Origin of the sequence: Streptomyces sp. CB02980 (genome assembly GCF_014451325.2) — a bacterium.
In the GTDB taxonomy this organism is placed as follows: domain Bacteria; phylum Actinomycetota; class Actinomycetes; order Streptomycetales; family Streptomycetaceae; genus Streptomyces.
This window is the reverse complement of sequence record NZ_JACSCH020000001.1, coordinates 443,451-469,916: the sequence shown is the minus strand read 5'-3', so window position 1 is coordinate 469,916 and position 26,466 is coordinate 443,451. Positions and strand designations below refer to the sequence as shown.

General features: G+C 73.1%; 10 protein-coding genes and 1 pseudogene. 2 read left to right on the top strand and 9 right to left on the bottom strand.

Annotated features, from left to right (window positions below; translation table 11 throughout):
* Positions 1–175: 175 nt before the first annotated feature.
* Positions 176–13,027 carry a non-ribosomal peptide synthetase/type I polyketide synthase gene (locus E0F75_RS02230; RefSeq protein ID WP_187620695.1) on the bottom strand — a complete coding sequence of 4,284 codons (12,852 nt, stop codon included), beginning with the start codon at positions 13,025–13,027 and terminating at the stop codon, positions 176–178.
* A gap of 470 nt (positions 13,028–13,497) precedes the next feature.
* Here E0F75_RS02230 and E0F75_RS02225 point away from each other — a divergent pair, with 470 nt between their 5' ends.
* Complete coding sequence (locus tag E0F75_RS02225) at positions 13,498–13,932, top strand: SSI family serine proteinase inhibitor (protein WP_187620694.1); 435 nt, start codon at positions 13,498–13,500, stop codon at positions 13,930–13,932.
* 246 nt (positions 13,933–14,178) lie between these two features.
* Here the strand turns inward: E0F75_RS02225 and E0F75_RS02220 are convergent, their stop codons facing one another.
* The 3 genes and pseudogenes from E0F75_RS02220 to E0F75_RS02210 all read right to left on the bottom strand — a co-directional run bounded on the left by E0F75_RS02220 (position 14,179) and on the right by E0F75_RS02210 (position 16,661).
* Positions 14,179–14,832 carry a GNAT family N-acetyltransferase gene (locus tag E0F75_RS02220; protein WP_308189535.1) on the bottom strand — a complete coding sequence of 218 codons (654 nt, stop codon included), beginning with the start codon at positions 14,830–14,832 and terminating at the stop codon, positions 14,179–14,181.
* A 263-nt stretch (positions 14,833–15,095) separates the two neighbouring features.
* Positions 15,096–15,683 (bottom strand): annotated as a pseudogene (locus E0F75_RS02215) (cation:dicarboxylate symporter family transporter); the annotation flags it as partial.
* A gap of 120 nt (positions 15,684–15,803) precedes the next feature.
* Positions 15,804–16,661: a maleylpyruvate isomerase N-terminal domain-containing protein gene (locus E0F75_RS02210; RefSeq protein WP_187620693.1), complete on the bottom strand. Its 858-nt coding sequence runs from the start codon at positions 16,659–16,661 to the stop codon at positions 15,804–15,806.
* Between the two features lie 222 nt (positions 16,662–16,883).
* Here E0F75_RS02210 and E0F75_RS02205 point away from each other — a divergent pair, with 222 nt between their 5' ends.
* Positions 16,884–17,930, top strand: coding sequence for a hypothetical protein (locus E0F75_RS02205; protein WP_187620692.1), 1,047 nt, complete (start codon positions 16,884–16,886; stop codon positions 17,928–17,930).
* Between the two features lie 263 nt (positions 17,931–18,193).
* On the opposite strand, the gene E0F75_RS02200 is transcribed toward E0F75_RS02205, so the two are convergent.
* The 5 genes from E0F75_RS02200 to E0F75_RS02180 all read right to left on the bottom strand — a co-directional run bounded on the left by E0F75_RS02200 (position 18,194) and on the right by E0F75_RS02180 (position 26,373).
* A complete protein-coding gene (locus E0F75_RS02200; RefSeq protein WP_187620691.1) occupies positions 18,194–19,357 on the bottom strand; it encodes an oxygenase MpaB family protein in 1,164 nt (387 codons plus the stop codon).
* 200 nt (positions 19,358–19,557) lie between these two features.
* Positions 19,558–20,610: a polyprenyl synthetase family protein gene (locus E0F75_RS02195; RefSeq protein ID WP_187620690.1), complete on the bottom strand. Its 1,053-nt coding sequence runs from the start codon at positions 20,608–20,610 to the stop codon at positions 19,558–19,560.
* Positions 20,603–20,881: a polyprenyl synthetase gene (locus E0F75_RS02190; RefSeq protein WP_187620689.1), complete on the bottom strand. Its 279-nt coding sequence runs from the start codon at positions 20,879–20,881 to the stop codon at positions 20,603–20,605. Before E0F75_RS02190 ends, E0F75_RS02195 begins: the two co-directional genes overlap by 8 nt.
* A 132-nt stretch (positions 20,882–21,013) precedes the next feature.
* The gene (locus E0F75_RS02185; RefSeq protein ID WP_229312436.1) at positions 21,014–23,167 is read right to left on the bottom strand and encodes a PE-PGRS family protein; all 2,154 of its coding nucleotides are present in this window, start codon (positions 23,165–23,167) and stop codon (positions 21,014–21,016) included.
* Positions 23,168–23,511: 344 nt separating this feature from the next.
* Positions 23,512–26,373 (bottom strand): hypothetical protein, encoded by a 2,862-nt coding sequence (locus E0F75_RS02180; RefSeq protein ID WP_187620688.1) that lies wholly within the window; start codon positions 26,371–26,373, stop codon positions 23,512–23,514.
* Between the last annotated feature and the right edge of the window lie 93 nt (positions 26,374–26,466).

Genomic DNA, 26,466 nt, shown 5'->3' with positions numbered 1-26,466 from the left:
GTCCCCCCGGAACCACTGGTCAGATGGTGCGGTCGATCCTGCCCGGCAGGAAACCTGCCGATCAAGGGACTTGAGCCACTTCTGAGCTCGGGCTCGGGCTCGGGGCAGGCCGCGCCGGAGCAACCCCCCGGCTGACCTGCCGCCAGGATCTCCGGCTGCCCCTTCGGAACAGGCTTCAGCGGACTCCGGACGGTCGGGGCGGGAAGCCGTCGAGGTCGTCGTCCTTGGCGGCGACGGCGTGTCCCAGGAGGTGCAGCGGGCCTGCTGTGACACCCGCCGTTTCCATCCCCCGCCAGTACGCCAGCGCGAGCCGTGCGTCCACCAGGCCGTGAACCAGGGGGAGTTCCGGGTCGGCGGCGTGCAGCAGCGACTCCAGGCGGCAGGAGGCGACCGTGTCGGGGAGCCACGAGCGCGCGGCGTACCCCGCCGCGGCGGCGGGCGGCAGCCCCGGAGCCGTACGGCGTTCCACCGACCCACCGGCGCCGGCCGGTCCACCGGATCCGCCGCCGCGGGCGGATCCAGCTGCTCCTCCCGCACCGACCGAGAGCAGACCGCCGCCGACGATGAGGACGTCGCGCCGCTCCCGCATCCGGGCCAGTGCCCTCGTCGTGTCGAAGCAGTGGGGGAAGGAGTCGTCGACGACGATCGTGCCCGGCCGGAGGCGCGACACGTCGAGCGGCGCGCCGCCCCCGCTGACGGCCGTGACGAGGAGGTCGGCCTCGTAGACCGCGGCCGGGAGGGCGGACCGGCCGGACTCGTGGATCTCCACGTTCCGGGCCAGACCGATGGCGGTCAGGTCGTCGGCCAGCGTGTGCAGCCGCGACGCACTGCCGGCGACATCGCACAGGAGCAGCCGGGCGGGCGGCTCGGGCGCGAGGGTCAGGAGCAGTTCGAGCGACGAACGGCCGATGGAGCCCAGGCCGACCACGGCAACGGCGAGATCAGCGAGATCGACGAGATCGACGAGATCTCCGAGATCACGTCGGCCGACGGGTTCGCGGCCCGTCCGGACCAGCGCGGCATGGACGGTCTTGACCACGGACACCGCGGTCGCCGCGTGCCCGGTCGTCAGCGCCGTCGTCCCCTCGGTCTCCCGCAGAACACCGAAGCCGTACGCGGTGAGGGACGGGATCATCCCCGCGAGCGAGACGGAACGGGCGCCCAACGACGCCGCCAGCTCGACGGCCCGGGCCGTCCGAGCGCCGAGGTCGGCCGTCGACGCGAGCTCGTCCGCGAACAGCGGCAGGCACACGAATCCCGAGCGCCCCAGTGGCGTGTCGATCTCTTCCACGAGCCGTGGGCGCCCGCCCGGGAAGAGCAACTCCCGGAGCTGCTCACGCGACGCTGCCGCGTCGGTTCCCGGCGCGCCGAGCCCGCCCGGGCCGCTGTGCCCGCCGAGCCCGCCGACCGCCACCGGTGCGGCAAGCAACCCCGGCGGCGGGAGGTACCCGACGAGCGCGGAGTCCAGGACGCCGGGGGACGAGGCCTCGACCGAGTGACGTGGCCGCCTTCCCGCCGCCCCGACCGCGTCCTCGGTCAGCCCGCTCCGCAAGGCCCCGGTGAACGAGGCGAACGCCGCCTCCTCGGGGAACGCCGTGGTGGCCGCGCGCAGCGTCACCCGCAGCTGTCCCTCTCCGACCGGCCGTACCGCCAGGAACGTGTCCGTGCCCACCGGCGGAGGTGCGAGTTCGGCGTCGGCGTCGTCCCACCGCACGCTCAGCGTGTCGCCGCTCATCGGCCCGAGAGCGGAGAAGTCCAGGAAGGTGAAGAAGAACTGGGCCGCCGGCGGAAGCCCGCCGTCACTCCGAGGGGGCCGGACCTCCTGGGTACGGGATGCCTCGACCTCCTCCACGACCGCCCGAAGGTCGTCCGCGAACGTGCGGCCGGCCGCCCTCTCAGCAGGTGACCGGAGACCCGGCCGGAGAGGTACAGCCGCGGCGTACGGGCCGAACACCAGGTGGGCGTCCGGATGCGCGTCGTCGCGGCCGGACACGGCGAGACCGAGCATCAGATCCGCCTGCCCGGTCGTGGCCGCCAGCGTCCGGTAGTACGCGGTCAGGACCGGGGCGAACAGAGTCGTACCCGCGTCGGCGGCGATCCGGCGCAGCGCGGCGACCTCGTCGGCGGCCAGGGTGAACCCGGTCGAGCGGTACGGAGGCGCGTCGAGGTCCTTGGCAGACGTCCGCTCCCCGGCACGGCCTCCGAGGACCGGGCGCCGGTACGGCTTGTCGAGTCGGGCGGCGGTCCCGCGGGTGTCGGCGCCGCCGGCCGCGGCCCTGCGTTCCTGAAGAACGACGTGGTCGCGGAACGTGCCCCGCAATGACGGGAGTTCGGCGGCCCCACCCCGTACGACACGGTCGTAGACGGCGAGCAGCTCCCGGCCGAGCAGCGCCACGCTGTAACCGTCGCCGATCAGGTGGTGGGCATGGACGACGAGCGCGTGCTCGTCGGGCCCGAGGGTGAGCACCCGCAGGCGCAGCAGCGGCCAGGCCCAGGACTCGAAGCGCCGTTCGCGTTCCTCGGCGATCCGCGACGCGAGGAGATCCGGCGCGGCGAGGGTCTCGAAGTCGACCGGCAGCCGGAGGGCGGGCGGGAGCTCCTGCTGGACGGGCGGTCGCACCCCGGCGGGGAACACGGTCCGCAGCATCGGATGGCGTACGACGCAGGCGTCGACGGCCTGCTGGAAAGCGTCGGGCCGGAGGGGCCCGTCAACTCGCAGGCAGGCGAGCCAGGCCGTGGGCGAGCCGGGCGCCATGGCCTCCGCGAGCAGGAACCCGCGCTGCGAGGGGGAGAGGGGGAAGGGGGAGGGGAAGGGGGAGGCCGGTCCGTCCTGAGGGCGCTCGACGACCAGGGACTTCCCCTGATCGGTCGCCGCAGGCTCGTCCGTCGGGCCGCGGTCGACGGCGGCGGCGAGCGCGGCCAGCGTGCGGTGGGTGTACACGACCGTGGGCCGAGGCAGGGCCGGGATCGTCTCCCGCAGCCGGGCGAACACCTGGAGGATGAGCAGGGAGTCGCCGCCGAGGGCGAAGAAGTCGTCCTCGCGCCGGATCGCGTCCGCGTCCGCGTCGAGGAGTTCGGACCAGACGCGGGACAGCAGGACCTCGGTCGAGGTCGCGGGGAGCGATCCTGATGATCCCCCCTCGGGCTCCTGCGGTTCGGTCACCGGGGATCTCAGACCGGCGCGGTCGATCTTGCCGGTTCCCGTCAGGGGGAGTTCCTCGACGAGGTGGATACGGGTCGGCAGCATGTACTCCGGAAGCGTCCGCGCCAGGTGCGCGCGCAGTGCCGTGGAATCCGGAGCCGTGACGCCCGGCAGACACTGCACGAAGGCGCTCAGCCGATCCTCGCGGTGGACCACGGCGGCGCGGGCGACCGCCGGATGAGTCAGGAGCGCCGACTCGATCTCGCCCGGTTCCACCCGGTGGCCGCGGATCTTCACCTGGTCGTCGAGGCGCCCGAGGAACTCCAGGACGCCGTCCTTGTCGCGCCGGACCCGGTCGCCGCTGCGGTACCAGCGACGGCCGCCGCGTTCGGTGAACGCGGCGGCGGTCAGTTCCGGGGCGTGCAGATAGCCGGGCGTGAGCCCCACGCCCGCGATGAGCAGCTCGCCGGGCTCACCCGGTGCGCAGCGCCGCCTTCCGTCGGCCGTGACGACGTCGACCTCCGTGCCGGTGAGGGGGGTTCCGATGGGGAGGGTCCGCACGTCGTCCGCGGGGCGGGTCTCGATGATGTGGAAGGTGGCGTTGATGGTGGCTTCGGTGGGCCCGTAGAGGTTGGCGATCCGGTGTCCGGGCCCGAACAGGTCGTACCAGCGGCGAACATGAGCGGGCGGGAGCGCCTCGCCGCCGACGTGGATCCAGCGCAGGGCCGACAGGTCCGGCGCCGGCCCGCCCTCCCGTGCACGCGTCTCTGCGGCTTCGAGCAGCCGCGACCACAGGCTCGGGACCGAACTCCACACCGATATCCGGGCCTGCTCGACCCGGTCGAGCAGCGCCTCGGGGTCCCGGAGGAGCTGCCGGGGCAGGGTGACGACCGTCGCCCCGACGAGGAGGGGCGCGAGGAGCTGGCGTACGGACGCGTCGAAGCACAGCGACGCCGTCTGGGCGAGCCGGTCACCTTCGCCGTAACCGAAGGTGGCGAGCGCCCAGTCGAGGTAGTTGGTCATCGAACGGCGGGTGATGGGCACGGCCTTGGGGCGCCCGGTGGATCCGGAGGTGAAGATGACGTAGGCGAGGGAGTCGGGATCGGGGGCGGGGGACTCCCCCTCCGGAGAGGGGGAGTGCGGCTCGGGGGAGGGGCCGTCGGTCGTGAGCAGCGTGATGCTCGCTGACGAGGCGAGCTCCGCCGCCGCGTCCCGGGTGGCCGCATGGCAGACGAGCGCCCCGGCGCGGGACCGCTCCAGCTGATCGGCCAGGCGTACGGGGGGATGGGCGGAGTCCAGGGGGACCCAGCCCGCACCGGCGCGCAGGATGCCGACCACACCGATGACGGCGTCGGCGCCGGGCTCGGTCAGGAGGCCCACGAGGTCACCCGGGACCACGCCGCGGGAGCGCAGGCGGGCTGCGAGGGCGCCCGACGCCCGGTCCAGCTCGGCGTAGGTGAGGGTGGCGCCGTCCGTGTCGACGGCCACCGCGTCCGGCGTCGCTCGGAACCGGGCGCGCAGGCGGGCGACGACGTCTCCGGCCGGGGGTGCGCTCTCAGCAGCGGTCCCGTTGAGCTCGGCTGTGGTCATCCCGAGCTCGTCCGTCTTGTCGGGCGAGTCCGTCCCTTCGAGCCCGGCCGTCCCTTCGAGCCCGGCCGTCCCTTCGAGCCTGGCCGTCTCGGCGAGTTCGGCCAAGTGCTCGGCGGCAAGGCGCGCGATCGTGGACCGGTCGAAGAGCCGCGCCGGGAAGTTCCACGAGAAGGCCAGCTCCCCGTCGGACTCCCAGCACAGCAGGCTGAGCCGGGTGGCGGCGGAGGCCGTCCCGGCCGAGGTCGGACGCACCTGCACAGGGCAGTCGGGGTCGACGGAGACCGGGAACCGAGCGAAGCTGAAGGACGCGGGCGCGGCGGTACGAGGTCCCGCCCCGTTCGCCGGCAGGAGCCGGGCGAGGTCCAGGCTCGTGAGCCGGCTGTGCCGTTCACTCACGGGCCACGCGTTGCGGAGCCGTACCGCGAGGGCGTGCACCGAGTCGTCCGGTCCGACGTGAAGAGGGATCGGGAGGGTGTCGGCCAGCGGTCCCACCAGCCGGTCGATGCCGGCCAGCCGCGTCTCGCGACGGGCCCTGGCGACGTTCACGGTCACGTCCTCCCGCCCGCCGCTCCATCGCGACAGGCAGCGCGCGTATGCCGCGAGGAGCAGGTGGAAGAGGGATACGCCGTGGGCGGCGGCCGTCTCCCGGAGTGCGGCCGTCAGGCCGGGCCCCGGATCCACCTGGTGGGCGAGGAGCGGGGGTTCGGGGAGGCCCAGCGGATCACCGTCGTACGGGAGCGCGAGCGGCTCGCTCTGCGCGCTGAGTACCTCACGCCAGTACGCCCGGTCCTCGGCGAGGACGGCGTCCGAACGCTCGGACCGCTCGTGGGCGACGTAGGCGGCGAAATCGGTGCTGAGCGGAGGGAGTTCTGGGGCGCGCACCAGCGACAGGGCGGTGTAGAGGGTCCAGAGTTCCTCGCCGAGGATGTTGAGGCTGAAGCCGTCGGCGGCGGCGTGGTGCACGACGAGCATGAGACGGGTGAACCCCTCGGCGACCCCACCGTCCCCGCCACCGGCACCGTCCCCGCCACCGGCACCGTCCCCGCCACCGGCGGCGGGGCCACCGTCCCCGCCACCGCCGGCGCGGGCGAGTACGGCGCGGATCGGAGGCTCGACGGTGAGGTCGAACGGCCGGTTGCACAGGGCCTCTTCGAGCTCCTCGAACTCCTCCTCGGCGGCACGGGTCCCGGGCAGCTCGCGTACCTCGTACCAATCGGGAGTCCGTGTGTCGTCGTACCCGGTCGGTACGGCGGCGGCCTGGGCGGGTGCCGCATCCCCGGGGAGGACCCGGATGCGAAGCATCGCGTGACGGTCGGCGAGCAGGCCGAGTGCCTTGCCGAGCAGATCGGGGTCGAGGGGGCCGCGGACGTCCTGGGTCACGTACCCGTAGGCGGGGACATCCGGGTACAGCCCGCCCTGGGTGTGGAAGGCGAGCTGGACCGGCGTCAGGGGGAAGGGAACGCCGTCGTCGGTCGACGGCGCTGCCGCGGACTCCTGGAGGGCGGGGGAGAGGTCCTCCTCGGACCTGACGGGTTCCCGGGCGGGTTCGCGCCCGAGTTCGCGGGCGAGTTCGCCCAGCGTCCGGTGCTCGAAGAACAGAGTGATGGGCAGGGAGCGGTCCAGCTCCTGCTCCAGCCGCTTCACGAGGTCGACGGCCATGAGCGAGTCGAGCCCGAGGCCGAGGAGCGGTTCGTCGTCACCGAGGGCGTCGGGGGAGACGTGGAGCGCGTCGGACAGGAGCTGCCGCAGGACGTCCGACACACCGTCCGGTCGGGAGGTCGCTGCCTGTTCTGTGCGTGTGGGGGGCGTCGGGGGAGTGGAGGGGAGCGGGGGTACGCGGAAGCCGGCCGAGGTACGAGGCGCGGTGGCCCTCTGGCCGAGGTCGGCGACGATGAGCTGGGCGGCGTCGATGCCGCAGGCCGTACGCAGGGCCTCCAGTGCCTCGCCGGTCGCCAGCGGCAGCGGCCCGCGCGCGGCACCGGTCGCGGTACGGGAGCCGGCGGCGGTACCAGCACCGGCACCGGCACCGCGGGCGAACGTGCTCGTACCGGCGACGGCTCCCGTACCGGCGACGAGTCCCGTACCGGCGACGAGTCCCGTCTCGGCGAACGCGGCGAAGTTGACCGCCAGCCACGGCCGACCTGCCGCGCGTTCGGCGGAGGCGAAGGCGTCGACGTAGGCGTTGGCGGCGGCGTAGTCGCCGATCGCGCCCGCCAGGCCCGGCAGCACCGAGGCGACCGAGGAGAACGCCACGCACAGGGAGGGGCGCAGGTCGTGCTTGACGACTCCACGGGCGAGCAGGTCGGTGCCGCGCGTCTTGGCGGCCAGGACTTCGGCCATCTCGTCGGGCGTCTTGGCTCGCAGAGTGCCAGGACGTACGACTCCGGCGGCGTGGACCAGCACGTCGAGTCGCGGCAGACCGGCCAGCAGCGTGTCGACGTCGGCCTCGCGGGAGACATCGGCGGCGCGGTACTCCACGGTGGCGCCGAGCGCCCGGAGTTCGGCGAGCAGCCCGGCGGGCGGCTCGGCGGAGCGGCCGGTCAGCAGCAGGGTGGGCCGGCCCCGCCCCGCGAGATCGCGGGCCAACGCGGCGCCGACACCGCCGGTTCCCCCGGTGATCAGATACGTGCCGTGGGGCGGCAACGCCGCAACTTCGGCGTCAGGTCCCGTGCCAGGCCCCATGTCAGGTCCCGTGCCAGGCCCCATGTCGGGTCCCGTGCCAGGCCCCGTGTCGGGCCCGCTGTCAGGCCCCGTGGCGACCGGCTCGGTCGTCCGGCTCAGGCGTCGCCCCGCCCGCCAGGCGACGGCGTGCGCCGGGCGGAAGTCCGCACCGTCGTCCGGCGCGGTGGGCCGTGCGGCGAGCTCGTGGTCGAGTGCGTCGAGCCGTGCGCCTACCGCGTCGAGGGACGACAGGTCGACGTTGTGGGCCACCACGCCGGGGAACTCCTCGGGCAGCGCCAGGGTCAGCCCGGTCAGGACCGCCTGCACCGGGCGCGGACGCTCGGGTCCGGCACCGGTGACGTGGACGTCCTCGGTGACGACGAGCACGCGCGGGCGGTGGAGCGCGAACTCCGGCAGGAGCTCCTGAAGCCCGGCCGCCATGGCGCGGTGGGCCGCGTCGAGGGCGTCGGCGGATTCCGGCTCCACGGCGGGACCTGCGAGCAGCACGACGACCTCGGGGGTCGACGCGCCCTCGGTCACCGGCCCGCAGCCGACCAGCACGTCCCCGGCTGCCCGGCCCACAGTGACACCCCGCCTCGTGAGCCGGTCCGCGAACGCACGGGAGAGCGGCGATTCCGGCCCCGCCAGAAGGACGGAACGCGGCCCGGATCCGACGGTCGACGGGGCGTCGTCGTCCCACCCGAGCCGGTGCAGCAGCGGCGGCCGCGGCCGGGGAGCGGGGGCCGGCCAGTAGCGGCGCCGCTGATAGGGATACGTGGGTATGCCGGAGATCCGGGCCCGTCCGGCGTCCAGCCCGGTACGGTCCAGCGGCACCCCCCGCTCCCAGAGCCGGCCGACGGTCTCCAGGAGCCCCCGGGCACCGCCCCGGTGCCCGGCGGCAAGGGCGACCGCCCCACCCCCGCGCGCATGCGCGGCCGCGACGGCACGCACGGAGCCACCGAGGGCGTCGGCGCCGAGCTCGACGAACGTGTCGTACCCGTCACCGAGCAGCCGCTCCACCGCAGCACCGAAACGCACCGGCAGCCGGGCATGGCCACGCAGATAGGCCGGGTCCAGGACGGGCTGCCAACCGGCCGTGACCGTACTGATCAGCGGTGTCGACATCGTCGACCTCGTCGAGTTCACCGACGGCCGGAGCACGAGAGTCCGCGCGGCTTCGGCGAGCGCGTCCAGGGCCGGATCCATCAGGGACGAGTGGAAGGCCCGGGACACGCCGAGCCGACGTGCGACGATGCCCCGAGCGGACAGGGTGACGATCGCGCACCCGACAGCGGCCTCGGTGCCGGCGAGGACGACCTGGTCGGGACCGTTGACGGCGGCGAGGCTCAGCGCGCCCCGCGCCCCGGCCACCACGTCAGCGACCGACTCCTCACTGCACCGCACGGCCGCCATGGCGCCGGGGGCACACAGTTCGGCCATCAGGCGGCCACGGTCGGCGGCGAACCGCACGGCGTCGGCGAGCGAGAGCGTCCCCGCGACACACGCGGCGGCGATCTCCCCGACGCTGTGCCCGGCGACGGCGTCCGGCGTGATGCCCCAGGCCCGCACCTGACGGGCGAGCGCGACTCCGTACGCGACGAGGAGCGGCTGCGCGATGTCGGTACGGGCGAGCGCGTCGGGCGACGACTCGTCGTCATCGAGGCACCAGGCGGCGAGACTGCGCCCGCCGATCACCCCGACGTGGCCGGAGGCCTCGTCGAGCGCCTCGCGGAAGACGGGCGCGTCGGCGTACAGGGAGCGGATCTGAGCGTGCGGCCGTACGCCCTGCCCGGGAAGGAGAAGAACGAGCCGAGCCCGGGACCGTACGGGGGGACTGACCGGCGTCACCCCGTCGCGTACGGCTTCAAGCCGCGCGGCGAGATCACCGTCGGAGACGAGGGAGAGACGATCGGGCCCCTCGTCACGGGCGGCGGCGACGGCGGCGCAGACGTCGCCCTCGTCGAGACGGGGGTGGTCGCGAAGACGGGCGGCGAGTCCGGTGGCAGCGGCACGCAGCCCGTCCTCCCCATGAGCCGACAGGGTCAGCAGCCGGGGCCCGCGTGACGACACCCGCTCCGGCCGATGCGGGGCGGGCGGCTCCTCCAGTACGGCATGGGCGTTGGTGCCACCGAAGCCGAAGGCGTTGATCCCGGCGACGAGCGGGCCGGGCGCCTCCCAGTCGCGTACGGCATCCACCAGGGCGAACCCGGACCCGGCCAGGTCGGGCGAGGGCGAGGCCGAGAGCGAGGGTGCCGGCGCCGGCGGCGGCACCGACGCGGTCGAGGGCGCGGTCGAGGGCGCGGTCCGGAGCGGTGACGGCGGCAGGCGCCGCTGACCGAGCGCGAGGACCACCTTCACCAGGCTCGGCATTCCGGCGGCGTTGAGCAGATGGCCGATGTTCGTCTTGACCGAGCCGAGCAGGCGGAGCCGTCCGTCGGGAAGCGGCGGAAAGGCGTGGGCGAGCGAGCGCACCTCGACGGGGTCGCCGATCGGCGTGCCGGTGCCGTGGGCCTCCACGTACGACACGCTCTCGGGGTCGATGCCCGCGTCGCGGTACGCCTGCGTGATGACCTCACGCTGGGTCAGGGGATTGGGTGCCATCAGACTGAGCGAACGGCCGTCGTTGTTCACGGCGGTGCCGCGAAGCACCGCGAGGACGGGATCCCCGGCCTCCTGTGCCTCGTCGAGCCGGGTCAGCACGAGCGCCGCGCCGCCCTCGCCGGGGACGAACCCGTCGGCCGCCGCGCCGAACGCGTGACAACGTCCGGTCGGGGAAAGCGCCCCCGCCTTCTCCAGGAGCGCGTAGCCGGCCGGCGAGAGATGGAGATGTACGCCGCCGACCACGGCGATGTCGCACTCACCGGCCTGGAGACTGCGGCGCGCCAGGTGGAGCGCGACGAGGGCCGAGGAGCAGGCGGTGTCGACCGCGAGCGTGGGCCCGGTCAGGTCGAGGCAGTGGGCGACGCGCGCGGCGAGCATGTTGGGAAGGTTCCCGGTGAGGGCGGCGGCGGGCAACTCGCCTTCACCGCAGCCCTGTTCAAGAACGCCCCGATAGCCGCTGTCACCGGCCGCGACGAACACCCCCACCCGGCGCCCGCGCCGCCGCGGCCCGGCATAGCCGGCCCGCTCCAGGGCCTCGTGGGCGAGCTCCAGCAGAATCCGCGCCTGAGGGTCGGCCGCCCGCGCCTCCTCCTCCCCGATCCCGAAGAACCCCGCGTCGAAACCGCCGGGCTCGTCGAGGAACGCACCCCACCGGGCGTGTCCGTCCGCCGGATCGGCCCATCGCCCGTCGGGTACGGGGGTGACGGCGTCGTAGCCGTCGAGGAGCCGGTCCCAGAAGGCCTCGGGGGTATCGGCCCCGGGGAAACGACAGGCGAGTGCGGAGACGGCGACCAACGGCGCGACGGCCTGAGCCGACTCGTGCGGAGTGGCGTGCGGCTGGGACTCACTCGCCCCGGAGCCTTCAGAACCGCCGCCGGCGAGAATCAGCCCGGCGAGGGCAGCCACCGTGGTGTGGTCACGTACGTCGGACGGGCGCAGCGCCACGTCGAACGCGTCCTCAAGCCCGGCCAGGACCTCCATGGCCTTGAGCGACGAGCCCCCGAGCGCCCGGAAGTCGTCGTCCAGCCCGATGGCGCTGCCCGGAAGCCCCAGCGCCCGAGCCCAGATACCGCGCACGACGGCTTCGACGTCCGGGCGGGGCAGCGGTGCGCCGGTCGACGGAAGGGCTCCGGACGGACCGTCGCCGGCACAGGGGGCGCCCGCACCGCCGTCGCGACGAGAGCCGGACGGCTCCCCCTCCACGGACCCGGACCGCTGCCCGGGCAGGGCACCAACCGCCGCACCCGGCTGGGAGCCTGCCCTCGTCCCCACCTCAGAAGGATGCGTCACGGCCTCCAAAGCTGCTGTGGTCGCCGTGGTCGCCAAAGCCGCCGTGGTCGCCGTGGCCGTCAGGGTTCCCCTGCCCACCATCCCCACGGCCGCCCGCCCCGCGATCTCCGGATACTCCCCGCCCTCGAAGCGCTCGCGGAGGACCCCGCGACGCACCTTGCCACTCGTCGTCCGCGGGAACCCGCGTACGGGCAGCGCCAACACCCGTACGTCCTCGTGCCCCACAACCTCGCGGACCCGTCCGCGGACCGCGTGCAGGAGCTCGGCGGTCATGGAGGACAGGGGAGGCGCGGGCGCGAGGAAGACGACCACCCGCTCGCCGCCGCCGTCCGAAGGATCGGTCGATCCCACGACCGCGACCGGGCACCGACCAAGCCCCGGAGTGTTCGCCGCGACCTCCTCCAGGTCCGACGCGTGCAGGGTGCGCCCGTCGACGAAGACGACGTCCTTGGACCGGCCGGTCACACAGAGACGCCCCTCGCGCAGGAATCCCAGGTCACCCGTGCGCAGCCACGCACCACGAAACGCGTCCGCCGTCGCCTCCGGGGCCCGGTGGTAGCCGCGGGCCAGCTGGGGGCCGCTGACCTCGATGTGGCCGACCCGGCGTTCCTCGACGGGGCGACCCGAGTCGTCGGTGATCCGTACGGTGCACCCGTGCACGGGGCTGCCCACGTCCATCAGTTCCACCGCGTCCGGTCCGGGCGCGGTGTCCACGGCGCGGCCGCGGCCGAGCGCGGCCCTGTCCAGGGCGAGCGGCCGGGCGACCTCCCCCGGCGGTGGGAAGGTGACCGCGAGGGTGGACTCCGCGAGGCCGTACACCGGCGTGGGCGCGCACGCCGGGAGCCCCGCCGGCCGCATCCGCCCGACGAAGGCCCGCCACACGGCCGGCGAGATCGGCTCGGCGCCGACCAGGAGCATCCGTACACACGTCAGGTCAAGACGTGCGAGTGCGTCCGCAGGTACGCGCCGTTCGACGAGGGCCAGGGCGAAGTTGGCGGCCGAGAGCAGCGTCGCCCGGTGCCGTGAGGCTGCCTCCAGCCACCGAAGGGGCCGTTTGGCGAACGTCAGCGGTTCGAGCCGCACTTGCCTGATCCGGGCCGACAACGGCACGAGATGGGTGCCGATCAGCCCCATGTCGTGGAAGTACGGCATCCAGGTGGCGAGCACATCAGCGGAGTTGATACCGGCCGCGGCACGGATCTGCGCCAGATTGGCGAGAACGGCCGCGTGGGTCAGTTCGACACCCTTCGGGGCCCCCGTGCTGCCGGAGGAGAACTGCAGAAACGCCACGTCGCCGGGCACCCGCTGCGGCAGGCGCGGAGGAGCCGCGTGCCGGCGGAGCTCGTCGAGCGTCAGGGGATGTACGGAGCCGGGCAAGGCGTCGAGCAGCGACGCGGTGGATTCGCCGACGACGACCGGCGGCCGGCCGAGAAACTCCCACACGGGCAGCACTCGCCGTACGTCCGGGGCGAGCGGCACCGGTACGAGCCCGGCGGCGACGGCGCCCCAGAAGAGCGGCAGGAACTCCTCGCTCCGCTCGGCGGGCAGCACCACATGGCTTCCCGGCGCGAGCCCGGCGTCGAGGAATCCTCCGGCAACGCGCAGGGCATCGGCGAAGAGCGCGCGATGGCTGACGGTCCTCTCCGCACCGTTCCCGTCGACATGGACGATGGCCTGGCCGGGTGCGGCCTCGGCCGCCCCGGCCAACACGTCCAGCAGCACTGTCTCGCCGTATCCCCGCATCAACGCCCCCGTGCATCCGCCCGAGGTGGGTCCTCCCGCGGTCCGTGCGAGATGGACCGCCCCCGGTCTGCTCTGCTGTGCTCTGCTCTGTGCTGATCCATGACTGGAGTGGACTGGACTGGTCTGTTTCAGTCTCCAGTCATCATGACTGATCGCAGATCCCGCACAGCACTGGCCGAGTACCGGTCGCATTCACCGTCGGCTCGGCCGATGGCCCTGATGGCCCGATGCCCGCGGCACCGGTGTGACGGTGCGACGGTGGGAAGGCGCGACGGGCCGGTGGGCCATCGGGGTTGATCAGGCCCGAGGGGCGGCGCCGGAAGTCCGTGCGGCGTGACCTCTTCGCGTGCAACGGGGTTGGGGGCGGAGGAAGTGCTTCGGCACAGCACCCCGCCCACCACCACCCCCGGTCGGCGCTCCGCCCGGCCGTCGTCCCGGGCCGCGTCGATCCTCATGACCCGGAGTCGTCCATGCCGCGTTTCACAGGCCTTGCGCTCGCCCTGGCCCTGGCCGCCCTCTCCACCTGTTCCACCGCCTCGGTTGCATCCGCCGCCGCAGCCGCACCGGTCCCTCTGGACCACCTCACCCTGACGGTGACCGACAGCGCCGACCGGGCCTCCGACGGCACGTATGAGCTCATCTGCCATCCGGCGGCCGGCACTCATCCCGCACCGCAGACGGCCTGTGACAGGCTCGACGAACTGACCACGTGGGGCACCGACCCCTTCGCACCGGTGCCGCCGGACTCCCTCTGCACGATGCAGTACGGAGGACCGGCCACGGCCCACGTCACGGGCACCTGGGCGGGCCGACCGGTGGACGCGAGCTACAAGCGAACGGACGGCTGCGAGATCGCCCGCTGGGACGACTTCGCGCCTGTACTGCCCACGAGGACCGGCACCTGACCGCGCTCACGGTGAGCCCGGCCGTGTCGACTCACCCGCCCGCCGAGTGAGTCGACGCAGGGTCGCCACATGAAGCCCAGCACCAGACGGAGCGGCTGACCACCGTGACCACTCCAAGCTCGCAAGCGGCGTTGTCGTCGGCCACGGCGCACGTTCTTCGAGGCCTGTCCATGCCAGGTGAACCACGGCCCAGGGGAACGGCCGGTTCGCGACACCGAACAGGACGTCGCACCATCCTTGCGCAGCTCACCCTCGTGCGCCGCCGAGCGCGTCCACCGCCAAGCGGATGCTCAGCTGACGTCCCAGCTCCTGGAACCCGAGCGACCGCGCGACTCTTCGAGAGGCCGGCGGGCGGGCACGCCACTGGGGGAGCGAGCCCGCGGCCAGTGCGTGCCCCACGGCGGCGGAGCTCGTGTGGCGGGCGAGTCGGCGGCCGCGCCACCGCGGATGCGTCAGCACACAGACGTGCGCGGTCTCGGCGGGCCAGGTGCGGTATCCCGCCGCGGCCACCACGTCCGTTCCTTCGCGCACGACGAATGCTGGAGAGGTGATCTCCTCCATACCGCTCTCCGCGACGTCCTCCGGCTCGGCCGACCGCAACAACCCCTGAAGGTCGGGATGGTCGGAGGCCAGGGGCTCGACAGCGCCGTCCGGGTGCGCGGGACGGAAGGCGGCGCCGGAGAGGTACGCCAAGCTCGCCGGACCTGGCACGTCCGACACCGGCAGTACGGCCCGAACCGTCTCCGGCCGGGTGAGCGAGTCGACCGGCACCGAAGCGAGCGCGCGGCGCAGTACCAGGGCTGCGCTCTCCGTGGGCGCGGTGGCGATCGCCGCGTCGCCCAGGACCACGATTCCCGCCCAGGAGGGCGGGCACAGTGCGGAGGCCGGCGAAACGACCACGGCGGGACCAGCGGGACCAGCGGGTCCACCGGACGACGCAAACGACACCGGCGCGTTGGCCAGCGTCTCCCACAGCCTGCGGGCGCGGTTCAGCAACGGATGGTCAGCGATGGCGTCGGCATCAGCATGGGACATGTCAGCAGCCATGCCGTGATCCTCTCACCGGCGGGGAGCAGCGGTCCGGCTGGGGAGGAGTGGCCCGGCCGGGGGCCCGGCTCGCATCGGCCGGGCCCCGCAACCGCCGCCTCAATCGGGCAACTCGCCTACGCTTGCAGGGACTTTGCCTCGGGTGCAGTCTCGGCAGCCACTGCCGTCCCGACCGCCTCGCCCGCCGCTCCAGCTTCGGAGGCCTTCCCCGGCGCGTCCTCCGGCGCCTTCTCCGGCGTCTCCTCCGTCTTCACCGACTTCTCGGGCGTCTTGTCCGGTACGAACTCGATCTCGCCGTTCCGTACCTTCCTGGCCGTCACCCGGTCGAGCGCGCCCTCCCACCGCGAGACCACGAAGACCGCCACGCAGTTGCCGAGCAGATTCGTCGCGACGCGCATCGCGTCCATGATCCGGTCGACGCCGAGCAGCAGGGCCACGGCACCGGCCGGGATGACCCCGAGGGCGGAAGCCGTCGCGGAGAGCGCGAGGAACGCCGAGCCGGGGACACCGGCCATGCCCTTGCTGGTCGGCATCAGGACCAGGACCACCGTGATCTGCTGGCCCAGCGTCAGGTCGACGCCTACCGCCTGGGCGATGAAGAGCGTCCCGACGGACAGGTAGATCGAGGCCCCGTCCAGATTGAACGAGTAGCCCGTGGGCAGTACGAGCCCGACCGCGTCGTCCCTGCAGCCTGCGGCGCGCACGCGACTTGGACGCCGGGCACGGCGGCGCCGGCGATCGTCGGAGTGCAGCGGCGCGGCCTGTGAGATGCCGTCGGAACGGCTGACCACTGTGAAGACGCGAACCCGTCGTACGCCCTCGGATCAAGGACTGCCGATGAGCTCGCCGAGCCGCATGGCGAGCCACGGCCTGCGACCGCCGGCCCGCATCCGCCCGTACGCGATCGCCTTCCACACGGGCATGCGGCGGAAGGAGACCAGCAGGAACGCGACCGGCTCCGCCGTGATCCGGCAGTCGTACGCGCGCGGCGGGGCGTCACGGGTCACGGTCGCCGCCCCGTTCTCGACGACGACCGCCAGTCGCGGGCCGCCCTTGATGGCCAGGTCGAACGCGATGCCGACGCCCCTCGCCTTCTCCGCGTCCAGGCCCAGCGGCATCATCGTCGGCATCGACTGACCGAGCACGAGGCTCGCCTCGTCGGGGCCGATCGGCCAGGGGAGTCCGGCGCCGCGGGCGATGTCCAGGCCGTGTACGAGAGTCTCGCTGAGCATCAGACCGGTCGCAGCCGCCAGCGTGAGGGACAGGTCCTTCCCGAGCCAGGGTGCGTTGACGGGGGTGTCAGGTGCGAGCCCCTCGGTGACCCGCAGGAACATCTCGCTCCGCTCGCCGATGAACTCGCCGATACGGGCACGCTCCCCGCCGCCGAAGAGGCCGATGGAGGTGGCGTTCAAGGCCGCGATCCGCTCGCTGAACGAGCCGTCGCCCGGCGGGAGGAGGGCGTCCCACTCCATGGCCTCGTCGGTGAAACCGGCGGAGTACGCGAAGTGCACGCCCGCGAGGTGCGTGCCGACGTCCCCCACGGTCCACACGGGGACCCCGGAGGCCGCCTCCATGTCCGGCACGTCCCGCAAGAGCCGGACCAGGCGCAGGACCACGGCCCTCAGTGCGGCACGGGTCCTCTCGTGCTCCGCGACGGTGTCGAACCTCGTGACGGTACCCATGCAGCGCCCCCCCAAGTCGCGTACGGGAAACGAAGGTTACCGCCGGGTAGTGGGGTTGCGACAGTGCTTCCGCACGGCGATCCGACCCCGATCCAATGAGTCCGTTCTGTCACAGGGCGTCGATATGTCGCCGATGGCCTTGCCCACCCGCCCGCGTGATCCGCAGACTCCCGCCGGAAGCGCGACAGATCCGATTCCCACGACCAGGGAGCAGACCACAGCATGCATTCCGTCCGACACCGCCGAGCGGCGGCAGCGACCGGCGTACTGACAGCCGCGTTACTCACCTGGCTGCCGGCCGCATCAGGCTCCGCAGCCGCACAGACAACCCCGTCCGCACAGGCAGCTCAGCCCGCACAGACAACCCGGCCCGCACAGACCAATCAGCCCGCGCAGTCCGCACAGCCGCGCAACGGCGAGCCCGCCCTCGGTCGCATCCTGATCAACCCGGCCACCGCCGACCTGAAGCTTCCCTTCGACAGCGTGACGGACACGGCCGCGGAACGCCGCATGACCGACGTCGCCCAGAATCGGCTGATCACCCGGTGCATGGCGCGCTACGGCATCACGTACGTACGCCAGGACCCGGCGCCGGTCACCGGCCCCGAGGATCCCCACCGCTACCTCTTCGGGCTCGCCGACCCGGCGTTCGCGGCGACGCACGGCTACGACACGACCGCCGGCACGCCCCGCCCGCCGCGCCCGGAGGAGCCGCCCCTGAACGACGACGGCCTCACCGCCCTGTACGGCCACCGGCCGGGCGACACGCTCCCGATGCCGGACCCGCTCTCCGAGGAGGAGGCGCAGGAGACGGACACCGGGATCAAGGTCAACGGGGTGAGCGTCCCCGTCCACGGCTGCCTCGGCGAGGGATATCGCACGCTCTATTTCCCCACCCGGACGAGCATCGACGCGCTCTTCCCGTTCATGCTCTCCTCCGAGGCCCACACCCGTGCCAAGGCGGACTCCCGGATGCAGCGGGTCTTCGGGCTCTGGTCGCGCTGCATGGCACGCGCCGGCTATCCGGGCATCGAGACCCCGTACGAGGTGACGCGCAAGCTCGACTTCGGGGACGACCTCGACGGGCCCGCTGCGATCGCGGCCGCAGTCCGCGACGTCGCGTGCAAGCGGAAGGTGAACCTGGTCGGCTTCGGGGCCGCGATCGAGACGGCCCACCAGAAGCGCGTCGCCTCCGAGGTCGCGGACGACCTCGCGGCGTACCGCAGTCAGCGCGCCACCCGCCTGGCGCTCGCGGCCACCCTTCCCTGACACAGAACGCCCGCGACCGGCTCGCGTCTGCGGGACGCGAGGATCTGACGATTGGCCACCGGGCCCGGCTTGAGCCCTTGCTGCCGCGGGGTATCGAGCCGGGCCCGGTTTCCACGAGCCGACCGACGAGGACGACTGCACGGTGTTCTCGTACTTCTGCCAGGCGCATGACCGCGCATACCAGCACGAGGCGTGCGGGGAGGGACCGCATCTCGTGCGGCTTCAAGCAGAGCGGGATGCCGCCTGAGCCCGGGGCGGTCGGCTCACGGAGCGAGCGTGGCGGCAGGTGGAGTCCAACGACGGGCGCGGGACGGTGCGTCGGGGACGCCGTACTCCTTCCTGAGGTGCTCGGGGATGGCGTAGTGCATGACGCGCCCCCGGGTGAGCGAGGACAGCTCGAAGACCGTCGTGAGGTGCCCGAGCCGGTCGAGCGCCCAGGCGCCGAGCGGTGAGCGGTCCTCGACGGTCTCCAGTACGCCCAGGAGATGGGGCACGGCCTTGACGACGGTGTCCCAGGGCGTGCTGGGAACCTCGAGCCAGTCGGCACTGGTGTCGCCGATGAGGTACCGGACGAGAGCGGCCACGACCGGGTCGAGCAGCGTCCCGGGCACGATGTCCTCGTAGAGCTGGATGAGCTGCCGGGTCAGGTGGGCGCCCTCCGGGGACGGCCCCATGTACCGGATCATGTACTGATCGAGGAACCGGCGTGCCTCGTCAAGGGACTTGGGGACGGCGTCCTGGTCGACGCCGAGCATCGCGCCGACCACACGCCAGGCGTAGTAGTACGCCTCCGCTCCCTCCTGCGACATGTGGATGCCGAGGCGGTGCAGGCTGTCGAGGACGAGCAGCGAGAAGAACATCTGCCCGCCGATCATGTCCTCCTGGCAGATCGGCACCCCCGACATCCCGGCGTCCCAGCGGTCCTCGCGCGTGAGGTGGTGGCGGATGGAGGCGTGGAGCAGACGGACCTTCTGTGCGGCGGGGATGAAACGGCTGCCGGCCTCGAAGGCATCGGGCTGCATCAGATAGACGGTGAACTGGCCGGTCGCCGCCATACGCGTCGAGGGGTAGTTCAGACCGTGGGTCGTCGACAGCAGCTTCGCCACGTGGGGGACGAGATAGCAGGCGGGCATGGAGGCGAAGGACAGGGCGGTGGCGATGTGCACGTTGTTGTCGATGAAGAACAGCCGGGCCCGCTCCATCTCGTCCCAGTCCACCCAGGCCGGCGGGGCGCTCGTGGCCTCCAGGTACTCCCTGGCGACATCGGGCAACCCGTCCGGAACGGGCGCGCCGGCCGTGGAGAAGAAGCGCATCAAGGTGTTGAAGGTGCCCATCTCGCCGCGCTCGAAGAGAGCGGCGACGGTGGCGTCGGCGAGCTCGTCGCCGCTCTGCCGGAGGGCGTGCATCGATGTCTCGGTGTGGAGCATGGGGAGACTCCTTCGTATCTGTGTGGGGGAGGAGAGGCGCGGAGAAGCGGTGGCCGGTCCAGGTCGCCCAGGTTGTCGAGGTCGGTTCGGGGTCGGTTCGGGGTCGGGCCAAGGCGGTCCGGGCAGTTCCGCCTGTTCTGACCGTCCTGCCTGTCCTGCCTGTTCTGCCTGTTCTGACCGTCCTGCCTGTCCTGACCGGGTCAGGACAGGCGGACCGCAGCCGAATGCGCCAGGCCGGTCAGGGCATGGGCCGCGGGCGCGGGTACGTCCAGCTCGTGGAGCGCGCCGAGCGCCTCCCCGACCCTGGCGGCGATCATGCTCTCGACCCGGTCGGGTGCCTTGAGCCGCCGCATCACCCCGCGTACGGCCTCCAGGCCGTCCTCGTCGAGGTCGTGCCGCCCCAGCAGAGCGCGCAGCTGCTCGCGCTCGTCGGCACCGGCGATGCGCCACGTCTCCGCGAGGAGCGCGGTGGGACGATGGCCGCGTACGTCATCGGCGTTGGCCTTGCCGGTGTGGCGTGTGTCGCCGAACAGGCCGAGCAGATCGTCCCTGAGCTGGAAGGCCTCGCCCAGCGGCAGCCCGTAGGCGCTGTACCCCTCGCGCAGCCGGTCGCCGGCCCCGGCCAGTACACCGCCGATCAACAGGGGCTGCTCCACGGTGTACTTGGCGGTCTTGTAGCGGATCACCTTCAGCGACGCCGTCGTGTCCGGGGTGACGCCGGTGTGGAGGATCTCCAGGCACTCACCGGCGATGAGATCGCGGGCCAGCGCCGCCCACAACGGTCGGGCCCGGGCGAGGAAGGCGGCGGGCAGACCGCTGGTGGCGAACAGCTGCCCGGCGAGCGACATGAGCAGATCTCCGACGAGCATCGCGAGGGACCGGGCTGCATCCGCGGCCCGCGGGTGGTGCCGTACGGCGCCCCCGAGAGCGATGTGGGCGGTCGGCCGCCCGTGCCGCAGCGGACTGTCGTCGATGAGGTCGTCGTGCACGACGGCGGCCGCGTGCACCAGCTCCATGGAGGCCGCCGCCCGCACCAGCGCGTCGCTGTCGGGCTGGCGAGCCGCCCGCCAGCCCCAGTAGCAGAACGCCGCCCGTAGCCGCTTCCCGACCGCGACCGATGCCTCAAGCTGCTCGGCCACCGGACCGAGCGCCGGGTCGACCGCCGCCAGCAGGTCGGCCTCGTCGGCGACGAAACGGTGCAGGACCTCGTCGACACGCGCCTTGAAGGCGGCCGACTCCCACTGATCAGCCACTCTCGCCCACCCGCCGGGCCAGGGCGTGCCGGGCGAGGATCTCCAGGTGCGCCGGGGGTGCGGCCGCGTAGCGATCCAGTACGAGCCGCCCACGCGCGGTCAGATCCCGCTCCGCCTCCGAGACCAGCTCGGCCGCGTCCGAGCGCCGGGCCAGCCCCCGTACGACTCCGAGTGCGGACCCCAGTGTGCCCAGGGCCACATCGGCCAGCCCGGCGACCAGGAGCACCGCCTGCTCACCGGGACCCCCGCGGCGGCTCGCTTCCCGCGTCATGACATCTCCCCCTCCGCACCGCACCGATACGGCGACGCAGGTCACGCGCCGCGAAAGGCCAGCGTCGCGGGGTGGTGGGCGCGAACGAGCGGAAACTCACGAACGAGTGATCACTCCGATGGGGCGTACGGATCATGGACGAGGGGCGGAGGCCTCGGCATCACCATCGGCATCACCATCGGCACCGGCTTCGGTACCGGCCTGGGCACCGGCGGCGGGCCCGACGGCGGGCCCGGCTCCGGCCTCAGCGGCGGGCCCGATGGCGGCCCCACCCCCGGCCCCACCCCCGGCCTCAGCCTGAAGTCGCTGCATCTGCTGGATCATCCGCGCGATGACCGGCTCGGGCAGTCCCGGGTTCTGGGCAGCCGCGTATGCGGTGTCCTTGTTGCGCAGCAGCGGGATCAGGGTCCGCGCCGGCAGTCTCGGGTGCCTGGCCGCCGCCCGCCGCACCTGCTCGTAGGGGTCGTCGAGCAGCCGCACCGCCGACGCCGGCGCCAGCCGGGCGTCGGTCGCGGCCCGCAACCGGACCTCCTCGTTGCTGTCCCGGCTGAAGCGCTCGACGAGCTCCACGGTCGACTCCGGGTCGTCCAGGGCCAGTTGCCGCATCCTTGGGTTCGGGTCGTCGGCATGACGGACCAGGTCACGGCGGGGGAAGTTCGGATGGCCGAGGGGACGGTCGGGTGTGCTGAGACTGCCGTTCCACCACTGCCACACCCGCAGCAGCATCTCGGCGGGCGCGTCGTCGCACGATTCGGCGAGGAAGAGCTGCACGACACGGTCCTCGTCGCGCGCGAGCGACTCGACGACGTCCGGCGGGAGGTGTCCGGCCCGTGCGACGCTTCTGCGTACGAGAGGGTGCGAGGAGGCTGCCAGCCGCCGCATGGCGTCGGGATCGTCGTGCAGCGCCCTGACCCAGTCGAGCGCGTTGGAGCGCGTACTCGGATCGAAGTCGACGGCGATGCGCGCCCGTTGCTCCTCGGTGAGATCGGGACGCGTGGAGACCGCGAACCGGACGCCTTCGTCGGGGTCCAGGGCGAGAACGGCGACCAGGTCACTGTCCAGCCACGGGTTCCCCGCGAGGTCACTGCGCCGGCCGGGGTCGCCGTAGTGGGCCAGATGCTCGGCGAGATCGCGCTCGAGCCGGCAGGTCCTCGACGCGTCGCTCCTGCCGAGTCCCTCGGAGTCGTAGGCCGACCGGGACAGCGGGTGCTCCTGGTGGTGCCGGAGGCGCGCCTCGACGCGGACCTTGCCGTCGGGGTCGTCGAGAAGCGCCAGCCGGATCGTGCTGTCCAGCTGCGACCAGGCCGTCCCGCGGCACGCCGAGGCGCGAACGGAGGGATCGACGTCGCGGGCCAGCACCGCGAGCAGGTGGGCGGGCAGACCGGTCAGCCGGGCCGCCTCGTGGCGCGTCTGCGCGGACGGGTCCGCGGCGAGCCGCGCGTACGCGGTGCCGGTGAGCTCGGCGCGCCGGTCTGCCGCGAGCAGGGTGAGCACCCACCGCCTCCGGGCGTCCTGCTCGCCCAGGATGAGGCGCGCCCACTGCTCGGTCGTGATGTTCGGCTGGACCTCGGCGAGCAACGCGCGCACCTGCCACTCCGGATGGACCATCGCGGCCTCGACGACCGAGGCCGGGAGGGCACGCCACAGGAGGTGAGGGGTCAAGCCCAGGAGACCCGCACGAAGGTCCTCGGAGACGGCCGGGTTGCGCGCCAGCCCGTGCGCCCACTCCTCACGCAGTCTCTGCGAAGACATCGGCCCCCGGAACAACCGCTCCCACGCGGCAGCCCGTGCCTCGGCGGTCTCGGTGGCCGCGGCGCGCGCCTCCGCCTCCTGCCGCTCCTTGAGGCGGTCCAGTGCGACGAGCCAGACGTCGTACTCCTCGGTGGTCGCCCCGATCAGAGCGTCGCCGTCCGTGGAGAGCGTGACGAACTCGGGCCGGCCGGGCCGCTCACCGAGGACTCCGGCGAGGTCCCACCGCTCGGTGAGCCGCACCCGCGTCCAGCGCTGCGACGTGTCGCCCGACACACTGCCGGCGACGTGGATGAGGAACGCGCCGTCCGTGCCGATGATCCCGAGCTCGACCGCCAGTCGGTACCACTGCCCGTTGAGCTCGGCGACCGGCTCCGGTGCGTCCATCCGTACGGCCACCGTCGGTGTGGTGTTGGCCGAGACGACCGGTCGCCAAGCGGCCCAAGGCCTCACGACCCCCTCGACCCGAGATCCCTCCACGATGTCAAGACCGGCCTGCCGCAGCCGTTCCACGAGCTTCTCTCGCCCACCTGTCATGGTCACTCATCCTGCCCGAGCCGATTCCCTTCCCCCGAGCGGCCCCCGGCACGCCGCGACGACCAAGACCCGGGGCACGCGAACGAGGTACGTGTGCCGAGCCCGCGGAGGCGTGACGGAGCACACCGAGGCGCTCCCGTCCCCGTGCGTCCCGACGATCGAGGACGAAGCCGATTGAGCGCCCGCACCGGAGCGGAACGAAGGGCGGACACCGACCCGTGAAGCGATCGGTGTCCGCCTACGTCACGTCGCGCTGTGAGACAGCCGCGCCGCGCACAGAGGGAGGCTGCTCGTCGCGCTACGCGACAGCCGCGCCGCACACGGCGCGACGAGCAACGCGCACCCTACGACGCGTCCCGCACCGTCCCCACGAACTCGGGCCCCGGGATCGGCTCCCAGGTGGCGTCGTACGTGATCAGCTGAGCCCGCAGCGACTCCTCCGGCTCACTCACGGCGTCCTTGGCCGTGGGCACGCTCACCTCGGCGGTCGTCGCCCCGGCCGGGACGGAGACGGGCAGGTTCAGGCCGCCGAACTCGATCTGGGAGAGGGGCGTGGCCGTGGCCGGCACCTCCCCGAGCTGTTCCTTCAGCCACGCCTGGTCGACGTCCGCCGTGGACAGCTCGGTACCGCCGGCCGGCGGCAGGAAGGCGACGTGGCCGCTGATCTCGGCGTCGGCCGGCTCGGACAGCGTCACCCGCCAGGTCAGCGCGGCGCCCTCGGTCACGGAGTCGGCGACGGGCGTCACGGTCACCTTGGGCATGGGGTCGTCGTTCCGCACGGTCACCCCGCCGCGGTGCGCGCCGATCGCCGTGCCGCGCACCGCCTTGACGAAGGCGTCGTGCGTGACGTCGTAGCCGAAGCGGTCGTTGCCCCGTACCTCGACCGGTACGTCGATGTCATGACGTCCCGGACGGACCGTCACCGTGCGGGAGGTGAGCTCGCCCGTGGCCGGATCGGGGACGAAGAGCCGCACCTGACCGCTGCCCTGGCCGGACACCCGTACCGGCACCCGGTAGGTCCGGACGCCGGAGTCACCTTCCTCGACCGTCAGGCGCCCGACGTCGACACGCGCCAGCGCGGCCGGACGTACGGCCGGCGTGCCGGGGCGCCAGCCCCACGCGTCCATCAGCCACGCACGACCGGCAGTCGTACGCGGAGTCAGCTCAAGAGCCGCGATCCGCTTCAGATCCAGGCCGGACCGGACGGCGGCGGACAGCGGTACGCGTACCTCGCGTGCCCAGTAGGAGGTGGTCCGCTCGCTGCCCGGGAGCCCGTCGACGCGGGTGCGGCCCAGGTGCGCGCGGCGCCCCGAGGCGTCGGTCACGGCGACGTCCAGCTCGGTTCCCGTGCTGTTCGGCGGGACGATCACCCGAAGGGCGAGAGAGCCGGAGCCGACCAGGGAGACCGGCCGAGCCGAGCGCACCGCGACCGGCGTTCCGGGACGCGACCACTCCATGGCGACGGCTTCACGGCCCGGTTCGGGCGACGCCTCCCAGTACGCGAAGTGCGGTGACGCACCGCCCGCGTCGGGGGACAGGCACGCACGGCCGGCGTCGGGGTCGATCTGGGCGCAGAGCCTGCCGCCGCCGGACACGGTGAGCGCGGAGGAGCCGGGCACGAAGGCCGGCGTACGGTTCGCGCCGACGGCGTGACTGAGGGCCTGGACCGGGCCGGCCGAGGGCGCACGACGGCCGGTGCCGTCGAGGAGCGGACGGACCCGGTCGTCACCGGCGACGAACAGCCGGGCGGACGCGGCGATGTAGGTGGCGCCGGCGGCCTGCTGCTGTGCGGCGGTGAGACGGGTCCTCGTGCCGGGGGAGCAGACCGGGTCGGGCTGCTCGTCGGACCAGAAGTCGTCGAAGGCCGGCGCCTGCGCCTGGCCCGGGGTCCACTCGCTGTTGAAGAAGTTGTGGTTGGCGCCGACCATGTAGACCGCGCTGTGCAGAGCGGCGCCACGGCTGACGCCACGCGTGCCGTCGACGAAGTTCTGGCCCTGGAGGTCGGACACGTCGCCGTCGCAGCCCGGCAGGATGGTCATGGAGGGCACGTCGGGCGCGGGGTTGTTGCCGAAGATCGTGGGTCCGATCGGCACCGTGCCGAGGATCTTCCACCGTACGGCGCCCCGGTAGCCGTCCTGGTCGGCGGGCGGCGGGGTGAGGGTGTCGAGCGCGGCCCGGTTGACGCCCTCGCCGCCACGGGAGTGGCCGACGAGCAGGACCCGCGACAGGTCCGCGGCGGAGGACCGGCGTACGGCTGCCGGGGCGGCGGCCCGGTTGGCGGACCAGTCGGCCCAGCGCGCCAGGTGCTGCCGTATGAGGGACGAGCGGGCCTGGGCGCCGCCGTCCTCGGCACGGAAGTCCTGGCCGTTGATGCCGTTGGCGGATATGGACAGGGTCACGTACCCCTGGGAGGCCAGGAGCCGCTGGGCCCGCAGATACCCCTGGTGGCTCGGTATCGGCTTCGAACCGGCCGCACAGGGCCAGTCGCCGGTCACGTCCTCGGTCCCGGGGGTGTAGCAGGTGCCGTGGCGGCCGTGCAGGAAGAGGGCCACGGGCCGCTTTCCGGGTGCACCGGCCGGTCCGACGACCGTGGCGCGCATCTCGACGGGCTCGGGGAACCCGGGCAGCCGCACGGACTTCAGGTCGTACTCGCCGCTGACGGTGCGGTAGCGACCCGGCACTCCGGGGTCCACTCCGTTCGCGGGAAGCGGGGCACCCGGCAGCGCGGTCGGGGCGGAGGGATCGGAGGGGTTGAGGCGCGCGGAGCGGGCGGGACCGGCCGCGTCGAGCCGCCGCCCACTGGCCGTGACCCGCAACCGGGTCCCCTCGGTGAGCTGCACGTCCTGGAGGGGCAACCGGAAGGACCGGCCGTCCCGCGCGGCCACCGGGTGACCGAGAAGCCGGTCGCCGGCGTGGAACGCGACGCGGGAGTCGCCCATGGGGACGGGTTCGGGCGAGGTCCATACCAGCTGCCGATGTGCACCGGCGCCGGAAACCTGCCAGCCCTCGGGCAGGTCGAGATTGCCGAGCCGGCTGCTCGGGGCGGTAGCCGAAGGTGCTCCGGAAGACGGAGCTCCGGATGGCGATACTCCGGAGGAGGGTGCTCCGGAAGAGCCTGACGACTGTGCGAACGCCGCCCCGGGTGACACCGAGGCCAGCGCGAGTAACGCCGCGGCGGTGGCCACGCCGCGTGTAGCACGTATCAAAACGGACTTCCTCACGATCGGTCTTGTGGGGTGCGGGGAAGACGTGCGAAGAGCGTCGGCGACTCGGATCTCGCGGATGTGCCCGAGTGCGTC